General features: G+C 35.3%; 17 protein-coding genes. 10 read left to right on the top strand and 7 right to left on the bottom strand.

Going from position 1 to position 18,820, the window contains the following annotated elements; all coding sequences use genetic code 11:
• The first annotated feature begins 40 nt into the window (after positions 1–40).
• The 4 genes from recA to ACRDEC_RS02325 all read left to right on the top strand — a co-directional run bounded on the left by recA (position 41) and on the right by ACRDEC_RS02325 (position 3,870).
• A complete protein-coding gene (gene recA, locus ACRDEC_RS02340) occupies positions 41–1,045 on the top strand; it encodes a recombinase RecA (protein ID WP_431496718.1) in 1,005 nt (334 codons plus the stop codon).
• A gap of 96 nt (positions 1,046–1,141) precedes the next feature.
• A complete protein-coding gene (locus tag ACRDEC_RS02335) occupies positions 1,142–1,552 on the top strand; it encodes a hypothetical protein (protein ID WP_431496717.1) in 411 nt (136 codons plus the stop codon).
• A 15-nt stretch (positions 1,553–1,567) separates the two neighbouring features.
• On the top strand, positions 1,568–2,107 hold the full coding sequence (locus ACRDEC_RS02330; protein WP_431496716.1) for an RNA polymerase sigma factor: 540 nt from the start codon (positions 1,568–1,570) through the stop codon (positions 2,105–2,107).
• Positions 2,104–3,870, top strand: a complete 1,767-nt coding sequence (locus ACRDEC_RS02325) for a hypothetical protein (protein WP_431496715.1) — start codon at positions 2,104–2,106, stop codon at positions 3,868–3,870. The genes ACRDEC_RS02330 and ACRDEC_RS02325 overlap by 4 nt, the downstream gene beginning before the upstream one ends.
• Before the next feature lie 105 nt (positions 3,871–3,975).
• Here ACRDEC_RS02325 and ACRDEC_RS02320 read toward each other — a convergent pair whose 3' ends face one another.
• Positions 3,976–4,722, bottom strand: a complete 747-nt coding sequence (locus tag ACRDEC_RS02320; RefSeq protein WP_431496714.1) for a lysophospholipid acyltransferase family protein — start codon at positions 4,720–4,722, stop codon at positions 3,976–3,978.
• A 76-nt stretch (positions 4,723–4,798) separates the two neighbouring features.
• Here ACRDEC_RS02320 and trpS point away from each other — a divergent pair, with 76 nt between their 5' ends.
• Positions 4,799–5,773 carry a tryptophan--tRNA ligase gene (trpS, locus tag ACRDEC_RS02315; protein ID WP_431496713.1) on the top strand — a complete coding sequence of 325 codons (975 nt, stop codon included), beginning with the start codon at positions 4,799–4,801 and terminating at the stop codon, positions 5,771–5,773.
• Between the two features lie 11 nt (positions 5,774–5,784).
• Complete coding sequence (locus tag ACRDEC_RS02310) at positions 5,785–6,186, top strand: lysozyme inhibitor LprI family protein (RefSeq protein ID WP_431496712.1); 402 nt, start codon at positions 5,785–5,787, stop codon at positions 6,184–6,186.
• A gap of 30 nt (positions 6,187–6,216) precedes the next feature.
• On the opposite strand, the gene thiL is transcribed toward ACRDEC_RS02310, so the two are convergent.
• A complete protein-coding gene (thiL, locus tag ACRDEC_RS02305; protein ID WP_431496711.1) occupies positions 6,217–7,269 on the bottom strand; it encodes a thiamine-phosphate kinase in 1,053 nt (350 codons plus the stop codon).
• Positions 7,270–7,472: 203 nt separating this feature from the next.
• On the opposite strand from thiL, the gene ACRDEC_RS02300 reads away from it, so the two are divergent.
• Both ACRDEC_RS02300 and ACRDEC_RS02295 read left to right on the top strand, forming a co-directional pair.
• Entirely contained in the window at positions 7,473–7,961 is a 489-nt protein-coding gene (locus ACRDEC_RS02300) for a DinB family protein (protein ID WP_431496710.1), read from the top strand.
• 51 nt (positions 7,962–8,012) lie between these two features.
• Positions 8,013–8,513 carry a DinB family protein gene (locus ACRDEC_RS02295; RefSeq protein WP_431496709.1) on the top strand — a complete coding sequence of 167 codons (501 nt, stop codon included), beginning with the start codon at positions 8,013–8,015 and terminating at the stop codon, positions 8,511–8,513.
• Positions 8,514–8,573: 60 nt separating this feature from the next.
• Here ACRDEC_RS02295 and ACRDEC_RS02290 read toward each other — a convergent pair whose 3' ends face one another.
• From ACRDEC_RS02290 to lepA, 3 genes are all read right to left on the bottom strand, one after another.
• Positions 8,574–9,542, bottom strand: a complete 969-nt coding sequence (locus ACRDEC_RS02290) for a helix-turn-helix transcriptional regulator (protein ID WP_431496733.1) — start codon at positions 9,540–9,542, stop codon at positions 8,574–8,576.
• A gap of 154 nt (positions 9,543–9,696) precedes the next feature.
• On the bottom strand, positions 9,697–10,272 hold the full coding sequence (locus tag ACRDEC_RS02285) for a hypothetical protein (RefSeq protein ID WP_431496708.1): 576 nt from the start codon (positions 10,270–10,272) through the stop codon (positions 9,697–9,699).
• Between the two features lie 1,010 nt (positions 10,273–11,282).
• Positions 11,283–13,079 (bottom strand): translation elongation factor 4, encoded by a 1,797-nt coding sequence (lepA, locus tag ACRDEC_RS02280; protein ID WP_431496707.1) that lies wholly within the window; start codon positions 13,077–13,079, stop codon positions 11,283–11,285.
• A gap of 205 nt (positions 13,080–13,284) precedes the next feature.
• On the opposite strand from lepA, the gene ACRDEC_RS02275 reads away from it, so the two are divergent.
• Entirely contained in the window at positions 13,285–14,934 is a 1,650-nt protein-coding gene (locus tag ACRDEC_RS02275; RefSeq protein ID WP_431496706.1) for a hypothetical protein, read from the top strand.
• A gap of 77 nt (positions 14,935–15,011) precedes the next feature.
• Positions 15,012–16,004 (top strand): tRNA dihydrouridine synthase DusB, encoded by a 993-nt coding sequence (gene dusB, locus ACRDEC_RS02270; protein ID WP_431496705.1) that lies wholly within the window; start codon positions 15,012–15,014, stop codon positions 16,002–16,004.
• Between the two features lie 35 nt (positions 16,005–16,039).
• On the opposite strand, the gene ACRDEC_RS02265 is transcribed toward dusB, so the two are convergent.
• Together ACRDEC_RS02265 and ACRDEC_RS02260 are read right to left on the bottom strand one after the other, a co-directional pair.
• Positions 16,040–17,464 (bottom strand): MATE family efflux transporter, encoded by a 1,425-nt coding sequence (locus ACRDEC_RS02265; protein ID WP_431496704.1) that lies wholly within the window; start codon positions 17,462–17,464, stop codon positions 16,040–16,042.
• A gap of 155 nt (positions 17,465–17,619) precedes the next feature.
• Positions 17,620–18,819: an ABC transporter permease gene (locus ACRDEC_RS02260; RefSeq protein WP_431496703.1), complete on the bottom strand. Its 1,200-nt coding sequence runs from the start codon at positions 18,817–18,819 to the stop codon at positions 17,620–17,622.
• Between the last annotated feature and the right edge of the window lies 1 nt (position 18,820).

Below are 18,820 nucleotides of genomic sequence, written 5' to 3'. Positions count from 1 at the left end.
TTATTTTTACTAAAAATATTTTGACATAAAATCCGATAAAATGAGTTCAGAAAAAGAAGCCAAACTAAAAGCATTACAGCTTACATTAGATAAATTAGACAAGACTTACGGTAAAGGAACCGTGATGAAAATGGGTGACAAAGCCATAGTTGAAGTGGAATCAATTCCTTCTGGTTCATTAGGACTTGACTTGGCATTGGGAGTAAACGGTTACCCTCGTGGAAGAATAATTGAAATTTACGGACCGGAATCATCAGGTAAAACAACATTAACATTGCATGCTATCGCCGAAGCTCAAAAAGCAGGTGGGATCGCTGCCTTTATCGATGCTGAACATGCTTTCGATCGTTTTTATGCAGAAAAATTAGGAGTTGATATCGATAACCTGATTATTTCTCAACCGGACAATGGTGAGCAGGCTCTTGAGATTGCAGAAAATCTTATTCGTTCCGGAGCTATAGATATTGTTGTTATTGACTCTGTTGCCGCACTTACTCCAAAAAGTGAAATTGAAGGCGAGATGGGTGATTCTAAAATGGGTCTTCATGCTCGACTAATGTCACAAGCACTTCGTAAACTAACGGCAACAATCAGTAAAACAAACTGTACCGTTTTTTTTATTAACCAATTACGTGAAAAAATTGGTGTAATGTTTGGAAATCCGGAAACAACAACAGGAGGAAATGCATTGAAGTTTTATGCTTCTGTACGTTTAGATATCCGTCGTGCTGCTCAAATTAAAGACGGCGAAAATGTTTTAGGTAACAGAACCAAAGTAAAAGTGGTTAAGAACAAAGTGGCACCGCCTTTTAGAACTGCCGAATTTGACATTATGTATGGTGAAGGAGTTTCTAAGACAGGTGAGATTCTGGATTTGGCCGTAGAATTCGAAATCATCAAAAAAGCGGGTTCATGGTTTAGTTATGGAGATACTAAATTAGGACAGGGACGTGACGGTGTAAAAGCCTTAATTAAAGATAATCCTGAATTAGCGGATGAATTAGAATTAAAAATAAAAGAACTAATTAAAGAATCCAATCAATAGAAATAGAAGCCCAAAATTTTTTTTTGGGTTTTTTTCTTTTTACACGCAACCTTATTATAATTTGTACATCTATTAGAATATAAATTATAGAATATCATGAAAAAAATTTGGTTACTTATAGTAGTTATTTTCACTTTTACCGGATGTGATTTACACGATGATTATATAGATTATCATTTAGAATTGCTGCCTATAGAAAGTGCTGATTTACCGATAGAATTTAAGAGGGACAGTGTTTATGAATTACCTTTTCATTATATCAGACCAAGTACATGTCATGCTTTTGAAGGGTTTTATTATCAAAAAAATTCAAATACCAGAACCATTGCCATACAAACCAGTGTGCTGGAACGAAACGATTGTGAAACACCAATAGCAAATCCGGTGGAAGCAATTTTAAAATTTAAACCCACAACCGAAGAAAGTTATATTTTCAAAATGTGGAAAGGCGAAAATAGCAGTGGCGAAGATGTTTTTGAAGAAGTTGAAATTCCGGTTGTACCATAAATAATTAAATAAAAATTGAGTCTACCTATACTCATACAAGGATGTTTAGAAAAAAATACCAAGTCGCAAGAACAATTATATCAATTATATGCTGCCAAATTGTTTTCTGTTTGCTTGAAGTATTCGCGTAATTACGCGGAAGCTCAGGATAATCTGCAAGATGGATTTTTACTCATTTTTGACAAAATAGGACAATATAAATTTACAGGTTCATTTGATGGTTGGGCAAAGAGGGTTATGATTAACCATGTTTTGCAGCAATATCGGAAGACCACCTTTCTGGAGTTGGTAAATGATGTGGTTGATGAAGCTTCAATAGAAATTGATGACGAAAATATAAGTCTCGATTTTTTGCTGAAGATTGTGCAGGAATTGCCGGATCGATATAGGCTTGTGTTTAATTTGTATGTGCTGGACGATTATTCACATAAAGAAATTGCAGAAATGCTGGGAATTTCCGTAGGAACCAGTAAATCAAATCTGGCTAGGTCCAAAATGATATTGAAAGATAAAATAGATGCATTGCAAGATAAAATAGTACCCTCGGTAAAATGAGTGAAAGAAAAAACATAGAACGTTTGTTCCAAGAAAAATTCAAAGATTTTGAAGTAAATCCGCCGCAACAGGTTTGGGGAAATATTGAATCAAAATTAGAGAAAAAAGAAACCAAGGCGACTGGAATTCCTTTTTGGCTTAAAGCCTCCGGAATTGCGGCAATATTACTTTTGGGCTATTTTACGGCTGATAATTATTCCGAATTGAACCCTTTCAAATCAACCGAAAAGAATACTGAAACTGTTGTTTCTTCTGAATCTTCCAATGAAATAAAAAATAAAGGCAGTCAGGAAGGTACAGCAAATGAGAATGTTGAAAAAAATCAAATTTCGAATCAGGAAAATACGGTAGTGGTTAATGAGAATGTTCAGAATAACGAATCTTCCAATTTAAAAACTAACCACTTAAATTCATCAGAAGAAAGGGTAGTCTCTTCTGAAAATGGGAACAGTAATAAAAATGACAATAAAACAGGTTCTTTTGGAAAAACAGGAAAGTCGAAACGATTTAATGTTAATGACAAAGACCAATTTCAGCAAAATACTGACAATGGAATCGCAGTTGTTTCTGATTATAAAAAAATAAAAAATAAAAGGTCAAATGCTTCACAAGGAAAGGAATCTGTAGCTTCAGTTTCTTACAATGAAAACCAATTTACAGATCAAAACAGCAAAAAAACAAACCGAAAAGTAAAAAAGGAACCTTTTGCTTCTGATGAAAACCAGTCAATTGCAAATAACAGCCAGATTATAATGGCTAAATTATCCAAGGATTTAATTGAAAAAACAAATAGTGCCAATAACATTTTTATTAATGAAGGCAAGAATTCGACAGCAATAAGTAAAGCAAAGCAAAATTCAAATATAGATAAGAGTATGCCTTTTATTAATGAAGGCAAGAATTCATCAATGGCGAATTTTACAAATCTGATAGGGGAAGTAGCTAAAGATTCTGCAATAGTAGTTGTCGTTCAGGAAAATCCTTTAGAGAAAATTTTGAAAGAAAAAGAGAGTAAGGATAAAGATAAAGAAGACAAAAAAGTGGCAACCAGTAATTTGAAATGGAAAGTCCGTCCTACTGTTGCTCCGATTTTTATGAGTTCTTCAAAAGGGTCGCCTATCGATAATCAATTCAGGGATAATGCAAAAGAATACGAGAACAATTTGAGTGTTGGTTTAGGGGTTGATTATGTGGTAACATCAAAAATATCACTTCGTACAGGGATCAGCAAACTCGATTTAGGTTACAATACAAAAGACATTGTTTATTATGAGGATTTAAATAGTAGGGGGTTGGAATCTAAAACATTTGGGAATGTTAATTTGAGGCCTGAAGCAAGAGGAATTGTGGTGGAAGATGAAAATACTTCACCCTCACAGGAAGTGGCTTTTCAAAATAAAGAAGAAGGCTATCTAAATCAACAAATGAATTATATGGAGATTCCCGTTGAGGTTTCCTATAAATTAATCGATAAGAAATTTGGGTTGCAGCTTATCACCGGACTAAGCACTTTGTTTTTAAACGAAAATAAGGTTTCGGTTGTGTCAAACGGATTTTCGACTACACTTGGAGAAGCAAATAATCTGAGTAAAGTTCATTTTAGTACAAATATCGGACTCGGTCTAAAATATAGTTTTTGGAAATCTTTTGAAGCTAATTTTGAACCAACATTCAAATATCAAATCAATACGTTTAATGAAAATTCCGGTGGATTCAAACCTTATATCATTGGTTTGTACACAGGAATCAGTTTTAGATTTTAGAGAGTTTATTAATTGAGTTAGATTACTTACAATAACATTTTTTTAGTTAAGTTGCCGTTGCTACTTGTAGTAACAAATGAGAAAGTGCCTCGCCAGGGCACTTTTTTATTTATATGATCCGTAGGATAATAGTTGATTGTAAATTACTTCTCTCGCTTCATCCCGGACAATTTTCCTGTCATGGTGAATTTTATCTTCGGTTGTGATAAAGTGATGAATCTTAACTCGTAATTTTCCCGGGCTTCCGCTAAAAAAAGTATAAGAAAAGCGTTTTTTGTTATCTCCAAATGTCAAAGGAACAATAGGAAGTCTATGGTCTATGGCCAGATTAAAGGCGCCATTTTTGAATTCATCCAATACAATGCTTTCGTCATCAGGTACTCTGCCTTCAGGAAAAATGCAAATACTTAATCCCTGATTGATGCGGTTTTGGGCTCTTTCGTAAACTGCTACTCTGCTTTTTGGACTGTCTCTGTCAACCATTATGCAGGTTCTTTTGAAGAAAAAACCAAACAATGGGATCTTCTCCAGTTCTTTTTTGCCCACAAAAACAAAAGGATTTTTTACGACGGCCAACATCAGCATAATGTCTGTCATTGAAGTATGATTGGCAATAAACATATAGCTTTTGCCGGGTATGATGTCTTGCTGTTTTTCAATTGTATAATAAAAGCCGGAACCAAAAAGTATGATTTTGGCCCAAATCCTAGCCAATTTGAAGAAGTAAGGATACCAGGTTTCTTTCAAAATAGAAACAAACAGAAGTGGAAACATCACAATAATAGGAACAAGTGTAAGCACATAGAACCAGATGCGCCAGATTGTCCAAAAAAGAATTTTAAAAATTTTCATAGCACCAAATGTAAGGAATCCTTTAAAAATATTATAAAAGAATTAACTTTGCTGAAAATAGTATTTTATAAAGACAATGGCAAAAATTCTCACCGGAATACAAAGCACAGGGACACCGCACTTAGGAAATTTACTAGGAGCCATCATACCGGCAATACAAATGGCAAGCAAAACTGGAAATGAATCGTTTCTTTTCATCGCCGATTTGCATTCTATTACACAAATAAAAGACGGAGTTACTTTACGTCAAAATACTAACAGTACTGCTGCGGCATGGCTTGCTTGTGGATTAGATACTGATAAAGTCGTTTTTTACCGCCAGTCTGATGTGCCTCAAACAGCCGAATTATCTTGGTATTTGAGTTGTTATTTTCCTTTTCAGAGACTAACGTTAGCGCATTCCTTCAAGGATAAAGCAGATAGATTAGATGATGTTAATGCCGGATTGTTTACCTATCCAATGCTAATGGCTGCTGATATTTTGCTATATGATGCAGAAGTAGTTCCCGTGGGAAAAGATCAGTTACAGCACGTTGAAATCACTCGTGACGTAGCTTCCAGATTTAATTTCCAAATGGGTGAAACTTTCGTCTTGCCGGAAGCTAAAATCGAAGAGAATACTATGCTTATTCCCGGTACTGATGGACAGAAAATGAGTAAATCCAGAAATAACATCATCAATATATTCTTGGACGATAAAGCGCTTCGCAAACAGGTAATGAGTATTGAAACTGACAGCACACCGCTTGAAGAACCTAAAAATACTGAAACCTGTAAGATTTTTGCTTTGTATAAATTATTGGCAAACGAATCTCAAATTGCACAAATGATGGAAAACTATAAAAACGTTAATCGTGATTATGGATATGGTCATGCTAAACAGGCTTTGTTCGAATTGATTACAGAGAAATTTGCGGTTGAAAGAGAGAAATACAATTACTATATGAACAATTTGCCGGAACTGGAAGAATTATTGCAGGCTGGAGCCAAAAAAGCTTCTGTTGTAGCCGACGGAGTACTGCAAAGAGTCCGAACGAAATTAGGATATTAATTTCTGCTGTCATGAAGAAATTACTTTTAGGTGTATTGGTGTTATTTAGCATTTCCGGTTTTTCCCAAACACTAAAGACGGTCAAAGAACTGGAAAAAGCAAATCAGGACTGTTTAGACCAAGGGAAGAATATGCTCGGATGTTCCAGGGATTATTACGAACAAATGGATGCTTTGCTAAATAAAGTCTACAATAAGCTAAGGACAAGCCTTACTGCCGAAGAAAAAGCCAAACTAAAAAAAGAACAGCAACTCTGGCTTAAGAAAAGAGACAAGTATGCTGATGAGCAATACGATGAAACCGCAGAATTATTAGAAGGCGAGACTGAAAGTCAGGATTTTAAGATGATTGTACGGCACTCAGAAGCCGAATTTGTTAAGGAACGCGTAATCGTATTAATTAAAAGATTATAAAAAAAGGCACGATTTCGTGCCTTTTTTGTTTTATTCTTCTTCTTTCAATGCGTTCCAACCTCTGGCTTTCAAAGGGATTCGGGTGTTTGCTCTGGTTACCAGATGAATTCCTTCACTTTCCTGAGTCATGTGACCAATAATCGTAAAGTTCGGATTACCCTTTATCTTATCAAAATCTTCCATCGCAATGGTAAACAGCAATTCGTAATCTTCTCCTCCGTTCAGGGCGATAGTGGTGCTGTCGATATTAAATTCTTCACACACAGAAATAAACTGCGGATCAAGAGGTAATTTGTCTTCGTATAAATTACATCCTACTCCGGATTGCTTGCACAAATGCATAATTTCGGATGACAATCCATCAGAAATATCAATCATCGAGGTAGGCTTAATTTCAAGAGCATGTAATAAAGTACGGACATCTTTTCGGGCTTCCGGACGCAATTGCCTTTCAATTAAATAGGTATAAGAGTCTAAATCAGGCTGCGAATTAGGATTCACCTGAAAAACCTGTTTCTCACGTTCTAAAACCTGTAATCCCATATAAGCGGCACCTAAATCACCGGTAACCACTAATAAATCGGTTTGTTTGGCTCCGTTTCGGTACACAATTTCATTTTCATCGGCTTCACCAAAGGCAGTAATAGAAATAATCAGCCCTTTTTGAGATGAGGTGGTGTCTCCGCCAATAACATCAATCTTATATTCATTGGCTGCCAAAGTAATTCCTGCAAATAATTCTTCCAAAGCTTCCAAAGGAAAACGATTGGAAACGGCTACCGAAACAGTAATATGCGTTGCCTTGGCATTCATCGCACAGATATCGGAAACATTAACAACAACAGCTTTGTAACCTAAATGTTTCAAAGGCATATAGGCCAAATCAAAATGTACTCCTTCAATCAGCAGGTCGGTCGAGACAACCGTTTTTTTATCTTTAAAATCCAAAATCGCTGCATCATCACCAATTCCTTTTAGTGTCGATTCTTGTGTGATTTCAAAATGTTGGGTCAGATGGTCTATCAAACCAAATTCACCTAACTGTGCTATACTTGTTCTCTGCGGGGTTTTATCTTCAATCATTGTTATATAGTTACTGAGCTGCAAAGGTACAAAGTTGCGAAGTTTTTCGAGCTAAGATTCATATAAATAGTACAATGAGATTGGATACAATTTAGCTGCGCAGTAAATTTTACTAAAAGATTAAAAATAAAAAATACTACTGACAAACTGTTGTCACCAACCCTTTTTAATTTTGGTGTAGTAATAATTAAAACAACAATATTATGGACACATTATCAGTACCTCAAGTAATCAGTTCTCAAGATTTATTAAAGCATTGGCAAGGTCATCGTGCCTTAACCCGTCGTGTAATTGAAGCTTTTCCGGAAAAAGATTTCTTCGAATTCTCTATCGCCGGAATGCGCACTTTTGCAAAATTAACCGATGAACTTCTGGCTATTGCTTCCCCAGCTTTGAAAGGAATTGTAAATCGTGAAGTTAAACCGTTTACAGAAGGAGACACTGAAAACCTTACCACTAAAGCGCAATACCTGCAAAAATGGGATGAAGCAACAAAGGAAATTAATGATAACTGGGCGAAACTGGCTGACGAAGACTTTAGCGTAACCTTTAATCTTTTCGGACAATACGAATTCCCTATCATTCATAATATCCTGTATTTTATTGATAATGAAGTACATCACCGCGGTCAGGGTTATGTGTATTTACGTGCTTTGGGAATCGAACCTCCTTTTTTCTGGGAGAGACAATAAAATAATTATTTCAGACATTAATCAGTTTCAATCCAATCAAAACAAACAATCATGAGCTTAAAAAAAATGATGACTAATTATGCAGAATATAATTTATGGGTAAACAGGCAATTTGCCAATTGGCTTTCTGCAAAATCAGACGAATTGCTTCACAAAGAAGTGATTTCAAGTTATTCGAGTATTGCTAAAACATTGAATCATATTTGGGCAACCGAAGAGTATTGGTATTCAATAATCGCAGAAACACCTGAATTTGATGCAAGAGAGAATGTTGTATTGGTCACAGATGAAATGCTGAAAGGATTGGTAAACAGGTCGGCACTCTTGGCAGCACTTATTACCTCATTGTCTGAAGAAGAATTGTCTCAAAAAGTAAAAATTGAGAGTCCTTGGTTCCAATGTGAATTGCCGAAATACGAATACCTTTTGCAGGTAATCAATCATGGCACATACCATAGAGGGCAGATTGTTACCATGGGACGGAATATTGGTATTACTGATGCCACGAATACAGATTACAACTTTTACAATGTAGTCAATAGCCCAAAATAAGATTGCTTATACGGGAATCAGCATGGCATTAATCCTGAAAGTGATCGTTCATTTTCAGGATTATTGGCTTTGGAGTAATTTCTTTTTGTTCATTTCTAACAATTCCAGAACTCGTTCTTTTAAACTTTCGGGAGTTATAATATCGCAGTAATCGCCAAACATCAAATACCATCGGGCAAAACCATCGGCCATATTCTCACACATGAAGGTCATTTCAACTCGATTTCCCACTTTTCTTTCCGAAACAAAACCATAATATTTTCGTTCCCCGTTAAGGTATTTGGTTATTTTCTTATCCACGAGAATCTGGACTTTGGTAGTAGGAATGTTTTTATCTTTTTTCAGATACGTTTCTAAAGAATCGTGAGTTAATGTAAATGAGGTTTCACTTTTTTTAATCTCCTGAATACGGTCTGTTCGGAATTGACGGTAATCTTTCCGCAAATGGCAATAACCAAAGATGTACCAATAGTTATTATCGTGAAAAAGGCCCACAGGTTCTATGATTCTTTCCGTGACTTCTTCTGCTTCAAAGGCTTGGTAAGAAAGGCGTACTTGTTTTTTTTCTGCAATGCTTTCAAACAAAATGGTCAAAGCATCCGGGACTTTATCATTGAATAATCGCTGGGTAGGCTGCATGACCACTTTCGATTCAATCGTGGAAACCCAATCTTTATCGGTACTTCGCAGCACAGCTTTGAGTTTGTACATCGCTGATGCATAATGATTGCCCAGTGTGGCATCGGTAAATTTCTGCATCAGTTTTTCGGCGGCAATAAAACTGCCGGCTTCCTCTCGGGTAAACATGACGGGAGGTAATCGGTAACCTTCCATTAAGGCATAACCCACGCCAGCTTCACTGTAAATAGGTACACCGGAAGCTTCCAATGTACGGATGTCTCTATAAATAGTTCGCAAACTCACATCAAAGCGGTCGGCCAATTCCTGTGCTTTTACAATCTTTTTGGATTGCAATTGGATTAGAATAGCAACAATACGGTCAAATCGTTTGGGAGATTCATCAATCATCAGATGTAATTCTTTTCTTTCAAAGATACTATTTTCAAAGAAGGTGTAAAATAGAAGAAAGCTTATGTTTTGAATTTCATTCGGCATTGCCAAATCTTTTTTTAATTAAAAAACCCTGATAATGAAAATTATCAGGGTTTCTTAATTATTATTTTTAAGCTTTGAATTTTCGGAATGCTTGGATCATTTCGTAGATGCCAAAAGCAATGAAAATTTTTCCAAATATGAAAGGTATCCAACTCCAAAAAGTTTCAATATAAGTCTTATCTTTTTCTAATGGATTGTAAAAATCGGTTATTAAAAAGAAGCGAATATAGCCTTTCCCAAAATCTTGCCAATTAGTTAGATTGAAAGAGTATTTATAATTTTCTAAAGTATAAAATAATGAGAAGAAAATTAACCCGGATAATAAGGTGAATATTAAACCCCTGGCCCAACTATTTCCAAAATCTGTAGACCATTTTGTGGCCCAAAGAATTGACTTATCAACAGAATGATGTTTCCAACTTAATTCTTTATAATAGGTTGCCATTTCGTGATTTTTGAAACGGTTAAAATCTATTCTGTTTTCAGTCTTTTGTAATTCTTGTTTTATTGTTCTTAAAGTTATTTTCCAAATATCAACTTGATCGGATTTTAGAAATGAGTGATCAAGAAGTATTTTAATTTTTATATAATCGAAAGAAGCCATTTTGTCAAATTTAACTTGAATAAAGAATAGCTTATTCATGCTTGATTGATTAAAAGATGTTATTTTATCGAAAGAGCATTTTGTAAAGGTTAAAACATTTAGATTGCAATTATTAAAATAGGTTATTCCGTTAAAATTGCATTCAGAAAAAAGCAAAACTCCATTTTTATCGTTTTTTGAATTATTGAAATCAGTTATTCCATTGAAAGTACATGATAAAAACTGTGAGAACTGAATAAAGTTGCAATTTGTAAAAGATACATTGTTGAAATTATTATATATAAAAAAGGAGACGTTAGGATTGGTCTCCGTTTCATTCTTATGTCTATCAAAAATATTGTTATTAAAAAAAAATGCATTTTTAAAACTTACAGAATTTTCAAACCTATTGTTTGAGAACGTAGCAAAAGAAAAGGAAGAATCATCAAAAGTCGAATGGTGGTACGTTTCAAATTCTCTTTTTAATATTGTATTATCTCTAAAAATAAAACTTCCTTGGATGTGAATTATCTTTTCAATTCTCAAATTTCCATTCTTAAAGATGCTGTTTGAAATATAGATATCTGACTTTAATTTTTTAGGAGAGCGATTGAAAAATTGAAAAATTTCAAACTCACAATTATTACCTATGCCGGAATCTATATCTAAGGATTTGAGCTCTATAATATCAATAAAACTTAAAGTTTTGATTTTGCAATTAAATATGTTTAAGTCACAATTTATTTTACAATTTTCAAAACTTAAAAGCAGATTGGCGTTGTTTATGTTTTCAAAAGATAATTGCGAGCAATTAATTGTACAATTTAAAAAATAAAGAGTTTCATTTTTTAAATTGGTATCATTAATACTAAAATTAAGATTGTTAAGATTGAAAGTGTAACCGTCAAATGTACTTTCCTTATTTATCTGTTCAAAAAATGTTTCTGCGGTTATTTCTTTCATAATGATTTTAAGAATATTTAATAGTAAAAATAAAGAAAACCCTGACAATTTTCATTATCAGGGTTTTCTTTATTCTTTGTTCTTGTTTCTGTTTTTCAGAAAAAAGACTAATCATTCAATTTCAATACCGCCATAAATGCTTCTTGCGGAATCTCCACATTTCCTACCTGGCGCATACGTTTTTTACCTTTTTTCTGTTTTTCCAAAAGCTTACGTTTACGGGAAATATCTCCACCATAACACTTGGCAGTAACGTCTTTACGTAACGCTTTAATGGTTTCACGGGCAATAATCTTTGCTCCGATAGCCGCCTGAATTGGAATGTCAAATTGTTGTCTTGGTATTAGTTCACGCAATTTCTCGCACATCTTTTTACCAATGTTATACGCATTGTCTTCGTGAATTAATGCAGATAAAGCATCCACAGAAGTGGCATTCAATAACACATCCAGTTTTACTAATTTCGAAGTACGCATTCCAATAGGAGAGTAGTCAAAAGAAGCATATCCTTTAGAAACCGTTTTCAATCTATCGTAAAAATCAAATACAATCTCCGCTAACGGCATGTCAAAATTCAATTCCACACGTTCTGTTGTCAAATACGTTTGGTTGGTAATGATGCCGCGTTTTTCAATACACAAGCTCATTACGTTTCCTACGAAATCCGCTTTGGTAATGATGGTTGCTTTGATGTATGGTTCTTCAACTCTGTCTAATTTTGAAGGTTCCGGTAAATCGGTCGGATTGTTTACAATCATTCCTACTTCCGGTTCTTTTTTGGTATAAGCCAAATACGAAACGTTAGGAACAGTAGTAATTACAGTCATGTTAAATTCACGCTCCAATCGCTCTTGGATAATCTCCATGTGCAGCATTCCTAAGAATCCGCAACGGAAACCAAACCCTAATGCCGCCGAACTTTCTGCAGTAAATACCAATGAAGCATCGTTTAACTGCAGTTTTTCCATTGAGTTACGTAATTCTTCGTAATCTTCGGTGTCTACCGGATAAATTCCCGCAAATACCATTGGTTTTACATCTTCAAAACCAGTAATCATATTCGTTGTTGGTGTTTTCGCATCGGTTAGCGTATCACCCACTTTTACTTCTTTAGCTTCTTTAATTCCGGAAATCAAATACCCTACATCTCCTGCAGAAATGACTTGTTTTGGAACCTGATTTAATTTCAATGTTCCAATTTCATCGGCAAAATATTCATTACCGGTCGCCATGAATTTAATCTTCTGTCCTTTTCTGATTTCACCGTTTTTCACACGGAAAATAACTTCAATTCCACGAAACGGATTATACACCGAGTCAAAAATTAAGGCTTGTAATGGTTCTTCCACATTTCCTTTCGGAGCAGGAATTTTTTCAATAATAGCCGCAAGTATGTTTTCTACTCCAAAACCAGTTTTCCCCGATGCATGGATGATGTCTTCTAATTTACAGCCTAACAAATCAATGATGTCGTCACTAACTTCTTCCGGATTTGCACTTGGTAAGTCCACTTTGTTCAATACCGGAATAATCTCCAGGTCATTTTCCAAAGCCAGATATAAATTCGAAATCGTTTGTGCCTGAATACTCTGTGCTGCATCCACAATCAGAAGCGCTCCTTCACAGGCAGCAATAGAACGGGAAACTTCATAAGAGAAATCCACGTGTCCCGGAGTGTCAATCAGATTCAGGATGTATTGCTCCCCTTTGTAGGTATACTCCATTTGAATGGCATGACTTTTAATCGTAATGCCACGCTCACGCTCCAAGTCCATGTTGTCTAACAATTGTGCTTTTTCTTCACGTGCCGTAACGGTCTGTGTAGCGCCAAGCAAACGGTCAGCCAATGTGCTTTTCCCGTGATCAATGTGTGCAATAATGCAAAAGTTTCTAATGTGCTTCATCTTCGTCTTTCAAGTTTCTCTGTGAATCTCAATGTTTTCTCTATGATATAAATGAGAATAACAATGGGAATTAATCTGCAAATATAATTCAAAATAATCAGTAAAAAAGGGTTGTACTGTAATAAGGTAAACTTAATAAGGCAGAAACTACTTTTTAAATATTAAATGTATATTTTTGCCGCCTAAAAATTTCAATTTAACATAAATGAAACTACAAATTACTAAGAAATTATTAAGTATTATCGTATTATTTGTAATGATACTTAATCAAAGTTACGCTCAAAAAACATTATCATCAGATTATGCTTACAAAGTAAGTGAGCCGTACAGAGTTTTTGATGCGGATCTGAAAATGTACTTTTCAAAAGGCAATGAAGTACTTGCTTTAAAATTGGATGGGAAAGAGATTTTGATTCAGAAATTTAATGCTGATAAACCGGCATTTATCAAGGAGAAAAAATACGAGAAAAAATACTTTCCTAAAAACTACTGTTTTGAAGATGTATTGGAAGTGGATGGGAAGTTTTACTTCTTTTACTCTTCTTGGGATGGTGATAATGATAAGGAACAATTGTTTTCTAATGAAATTGATTTCGCTACAGGGGAATTTGTAGGATCACCAAAGCTGCTTTTCCAGGTTAATGGGAAAGTTGCTGGAGTAATGGCTGTTGGAGGTATGGGTTTCTCTTATGAAGTTGTTGATAAATTTGATTTCTACCAATCTAAGGATAAGAAAAGTGTATTGGTTCAATACAGAAAAAAACCAGAGGTTAAAAGAGATACAAAAAGTTTTGATATTATTGGGTTAAATGCCTTTGATAAGGACCTGAATAAAGTTTATGGTAACGAACTTACAATGCCATACACCGAAAGAAGAATGAATAATATTGATTATCAAATGGACAACAAAGGAAACTTGTATTTGTTGACTAAAGTTTTCCATGATGACAGTAACGATGATAAGAAAAAGAAAAAAGATACTGAAGCAAATTACCATATTGAATTATTCCTGATTAAGAAAGATTCTAAGAAAATCGAAATTTCCAAATTTGACAATAAAGACAAATTCATCAGTAAATTATGGCTTTTTGATTCAGATGATTATGTTGTTTGTGGGGGTTTTTATAGCAATGGAAAAGGAGATTTTGATGACTGTGATGGGATTGTCAGTTTTAAAATCAAAGATGACGGTACTATTTTCAATAAAGTAACTCACGAAATTCCTTTGGAAGTTTTGAATCAATACGAAACAGAAAGCACTAAAAAGAAAAACGAAAAGAAAGAGAGAAAAGGGGATGATGCTAAATTTTCTGATTTGGAACTTAAAAATCTATGTATTAACAACGATGGAAGTCTTGTTTTAGTTGGAGAGCAATTCTTCATAACTAGTCACACGACATCTTCTCAGTCAGGAATGAGAACGTATTATACGTATCATTATTGCGATATTTTAGCAGCTAAAATCAATGCTGACGGCTCTTTGGGATGGATGAAAAAAATTCCTAAAAACCAAGTTGGTGGCGCTGCTCAGGGCGGAATGTCTTACAAGTATTTTAATGCTGATAACAGCCACTATTTAGTGTTTTTAGATAATGTTAAGAATATTGATCTTCCATTAGATAAAACGCCGGCAAGACATGCAGACGGACATGGTGGTTATTTAACTGCAGTTAAAATTTCAGATGCAGACGGAGCGTTAACCAAAGGATCAATATTGAATTCCCGTGATGTGGAAGATTTCAAGATATACCAATTTTCCACAAACAGAATTGTTAAGACAAGCGAAAGTTCTTTCCTTTTAGAAGTTTACAAAAAGAAGAAAGAAGATATCATGATTAAAGTAGACTTGAAATAAGTCAAAAATCATAAAGTGTTGTTTTACAATGCTAAACATTCGATATTCTTTATTACTTTTGCAAAAAAATTGAATCGATGCCCAAAATTGGCAACATAGAATTACCTGATTTCCCGCTTTTGCTTGCGCCTATGGAAGACGTGAGTGATCCGCCATTCCGCCGCTTGTGCAAACAACACGGTGCAGATCTGATGTACTCTGAATTTATTTCTTCAGAAGGATTAATCCGTGATGCAATTAAGAGCCGCCAGAAGCTGGATATTTTCGATTACGAAAGACCAGTTGGAATTCAAATCTTTGGAGGTGACGAAGAAGCGATGGCTATGTCCGCTAAAATCGTCGATGCCGTTCATCCTGATCTGGTTGATATTAACTTTGGTTGTCCGGTAAAAAAAGTGGTTTGTAAAGGAGCAGGGGCAGGGGTTTTGAAAGATGTTGATTTGATGGTGCGATTAACCAAAGCAGTAATCCGTAGCACTAATTTGCCGGTTACCGTAAAAACCCGTTTGGGATGGGACGAGAATTCCATCAATATTGATGAGGTTGCAGAACGTTTACAGGATATTGGTGTGCAGGCGTTGACTGTTCATGCCCGTACCCGAGCTCAGATGTATAAAGGCCATTCGGATTGGACGCATATTGAACGTATTAAAAACAACCCTCGAATTACAATGCCAATCTTTGGTAACGGAGATATCGATTCTCCTGAAAAAGCATTGGAATACAAAAACCGTTTTGGTTTGGATGGAATGATGATAGGCCGTGCTGCTATTGGTTATCCTTGGATTTTTGATGAAATTAAACATTATTTCAAAACAGGAGAACATTTGCCTGCACCTACTATTCATGACCGTGTTGAAGCTGCCAGAAACCATTTAATCTGGTCTATGGAGTGGAAAGGAGAGCGTGTAGGGATTGTAGAGATGCGTCGTCATTATACCAATTATTTCAAAGGAATCCACGGATTTAAAGAGTACAAACAAAAGCTGGTTACGTTAGATGATCACCATGCTTTACTTTCGGTTTTAAAGGAAGTGGAACAGGTTTATTCTGACTATCAGTTTGCTTAAATAAAAAGGCCCAACATTTGTTGGGCCTTTTCTTTTTATACTTCAATAGCTTTCCATTTTCCTTTTTTATATAAAATGATGCTGGCCAGCGTAATGGCGGTTTCGGCAATAGGTACTGCCATAAAAACTCCGGTTGGCCCCATTTTATAATATTTGGCGAGCAGATAAGCTAGCGGAATCTGGAACAGCCAGAAACCGAAAAAATTAACCCACGTAGGTGTCCAGGTATCTCCGGCTCCATTAAAAGTGTTTATAAGCACCATTCCAATACCGTAGAAAATATAGCCTAGACTCATAATCTGCAAAGCGCTTACTGCAATGTCTTTAACAAGGACATCATTTGTAAAAAAGGAAATTATATAACTCCCGAAAAACAAACAGAAAATCATTATCGTTGCCATAAATATGACATTGTATTTTGCCGTCGTATATACAGATTTCTCAGCACGTTCAACTTGCTTGGCACCTAAATTCTGACCTACTAAAGTGGCAGCTGCATTACTCAGACCCCACGCCGGAAGAATGAAAAACATCATAATCCGTAAAGCTGTCTGGTATCCGGCAGAACCATGATCTCCACCTGTTGTAGCCACTAATTGCGCCAGAAAAATCCAGCTGCAAGATGCGATTACAAATTGCAAAACACCCGGAGCAGCTATTTTGATGATGCTTTTAATCTGGTCAAAATCTGGAATAAAATAAGACGGGATGATTTTCAGAATACCTCTTCCGTTAAACAAATGGTACATTTGATATAAAACACCAATGCTTCTTCCTGCTGTTGTTGCTATGGCAGCACCAATCAAACCAAAAGCAGGAATAGGGCCTAAACCATTAATAAATATAGGACATAAAACAATATTACAAATATTGGCCAGCCATAAGCTTTTCATTGCGATGGCAGCATTTCCTGCTCCTCTGAAAATACCGTTGATTAAGAATAAAAGCATGATGCCTAAACTTCCGCCCATCATAATGCGGGTGAAGTTTACACCATAATCAGCAGATTCCTGAGAAGCGCCCATTAGGAGTAAAATGTCTTTGGCATAAACAAATCCCAAAACACTAATAACTGTATTTATTACTGCGGCAATAAGAATGGCTTGCATACCTGCTTTAGCAGCTGCAACAGGGTCTTTTTCGCCAATGCGTCTGGCTACAATTGCAGTTGCTGCCATGCTGATGCCAATTGCCAGTGAATAGATAATTGTAATAACAGATTCTGTTAAGCCTACAGTTTGTATGGCATAACTGCTATGCTCTAAGTGACCTACAAAATACAAGTCAACTAATGCAAAAACTGATTCCATCATCATTTCCAAAACCATGGGAATGGCCAAGAGAATTACTGCTTTTTTAATGCTTCCGGTAGTGAAATCAAAAGATTCGTCGCCTTTAATAGCTGTTTTTATTGTAGAAAAAATTCGTGTGAAGGTACTTGTACCTGATGTTTTTGTCATGATTAATTAGGATAAAAATAAATATTCCCGAGTTGAAAAACCCAGTTGTGATAACAATATGTCCTAATTATCTCCCGATACTTATGGACTAGACAAAAACAATCATAAACGTGCAGTTAATATAATGAAGGCCAAAGGTAGCAATCTTTTGGGAATTAATCCAATAATTTTTTGCTTACGCGGCTGCTGGCAATTAATGAGGCAATAAAACCTAAAATTATGATGGTAAGGAATACAATTATAATGTTTTGCAAGCTGAAAATAACCGGATAAGGTAATGATTCGGTAATCATGATTACTTTGAAGTACTGCTGAATTAAAACAATAATTGTTCCAAAGAATAAGCCTATAAGACCCCCAAAAAGAGTCAGTAAAGTGCCTTGAAGCAAAAATATTTTCTGAATATCCTTTATAGGTGTTCCTATATTGAATAAGGTTTTCAAATTGTCTTTTTTGTCCAGAATCATCATAATGATAGCTCCGGCCAGCGTAAATAACGTCAGAATGATAACGAGCGTAAAAATAAGGTAAATTGCCGTGTTTTCGGTGTTGAGCATTTTGTGCAGACTGTCGTTAAGCTGTGCTCTGTTCTTTACGATATAATTGCTTCCAAAGATAGTATTCAGATTTTGAACGGCTCTATTTTCGTTAGCAGCAGCGACCAATTTGATTTCTATTCCTGTTACTTGGTCAGGCCTAAACTCTAATAATTCCTGAGTCAGCTTTAAATCGGCAAAAACATATTTCGAATCCAATTCCTCACTAATGGCATAAATACCTATCGGAATCAAACTGGATTTATTAAAAGCTGATTTGGGATTGTTAATAGCGCCTTTTCCCGGCTTAGGTACATAAATTTCAAAGGTATTGCTCAAATCAAACAATCCCATTGATAGTTTTTGCATGATCCCGTTTCCTACAACAACCTGAGGTGTTTCCGGAGAAAGCCATTGTCCCTGGTAAATGGTTCTTTGTACATGATTAACCAGATTGTATTGGTTATCCACTCCTTTTATCAGGGCAACCTGTTCTTTGTTTTTATAAACAAACAATACTTTTTCTTCTATAACACTACTGTAAAAAGCGAGGTCTTTTGCCTTTTTTAGTTTCAGCTTTTGTTCTTCAGAAATGTAAAATGATTTACCGTATCTTGGAATGATTTTTATATCAGGATCAAAGTCGTTGCTGAACGACAAGCTGAAATCTTTTAATCCGCTAAATACCGAAAGCACTACAAATAAAGCCATAGCGCCAACAATGATACCAAAAGAAGCAATTCCTGTGATAATGTTTATTGCATTGTTTTTACTGGAAGACCGTAAATAACGCTTGGCTATGTATAGCGAAAAATTCAAT

Source organism: Flavobacterium sp. (genome assembly GCF_050696275.1).
GTDB lineage: Bacteria > Bacteroidota > Bacteroidia > Flavobacteriales > Flavobacteriaceae > Flavobacterium.
The sequence above is the reverse complement of the archived record's forward strand: the minus strand, read 5'-3'. Positions and strand labels throughout refer to the sequence as shown.

Bases quoted from the DNA above. Each gene is read 5' to 3' on its own strand.
- ACRDEC_RS02300 (WP_431496710.1), top strand. From the start codon at position 7,473: ATGGACACATTATCAGTACCTCAAGTAATCAGTTCTCAAGATTTATTA.
- ACRDEC_RS02295 (WP_431496709.1), top strand. From the start codon at position 8,013: ATGAGCTTAAAAAAAATGATGACTAATTATGCAGAATATAATTTATGG.
- ACRDEC_RS02285 (WP_431496708.1), bottom strand. From the start codon at position 10,272: ATGAATAAGCTATTCTTTATTCAAGTTAAATTTGACAAAATGGCTTCT.
- lepA (WP_431496707.1), bottom strand. From the start codon at position 13,079: ATGAAGCACATTAGAAACTTTTGCATTATTGCACACATTGATCACGGG.
- ACRDEC_RS02275 (WP_431496706.1), top strand. From the start codon at position 13,285: ATGAAACTACAAATTACTAAGAAATTATTAAGTATTATCGTATTATTT.
- ACRDEC_RS02290 (WP_431496733.1), bottom strand. From the start codon at position 9,542: ATGATTGATGAATCTCCCAAACGATTTGACCGTATTGTTGCTATTCTA.
- ACRDEC_RS02325 (WP_431496715.1), top strand. From the start codon at position 2,104: ATGAGTGAAAGAAAAAACATAGAACGTTTGTTCCAAGAAAAATTCAAA.
- trpS (WP_431496713.1), top strand. From the start codon at position 4,799: ATGGCAAAAATTCTCACCGGAATACAAAGCACAGGGACACCGCACTTA.
- ACRDEC_RS02335 (WP_431496717.1), top strand. From the start codon at position 1,142: ATGAAAAAAATTTGGTTACTTATAGTAGTTATTTTCACTTTTACCGGA.
- dusB (WP_431496705.1), top strand. From the start codon at position 15,012: ATGCCCAAAATTGGCAACATAGAATTACCTGATTTCCCGCTTTTGCTT.
- recA (WP_431496718.1), top strand. From the start codon at position 41: ATGAGTTCAGAAAAAGAAGCCAAACTAAAAGCATTACAGCTTACATTA.
- ACRDEC_RS02320 (WP_431496714.1), bottom strand. From the start codon at position 4,722: ATGAAAATTTTTAAAATTCTTTTTTGGACAATCTGGCGCATCTGGTTC.
- ACRDEC_RS02265 (WP_431496704.1), bottom strand. From the start codon at position 17,464: ATGACAAAAACATCAGGTACAAGTACCTTCACACGAATTTTTTCTACA.
- ACRDEC_RS02310 (WP_431496712.1), top strand. From the start codon at position 5,785: ATGAAGAAATTACTTTTAGGTGTATTGGTGTTATTTAGCATTTCCGGT.
- thiL (WP_431496711.1), bottom strand. From the start codon at position 7,269: ATGATTGAAGATAAAACCCCGCAGAGAACAAGTATAGCACAGTTAGGT.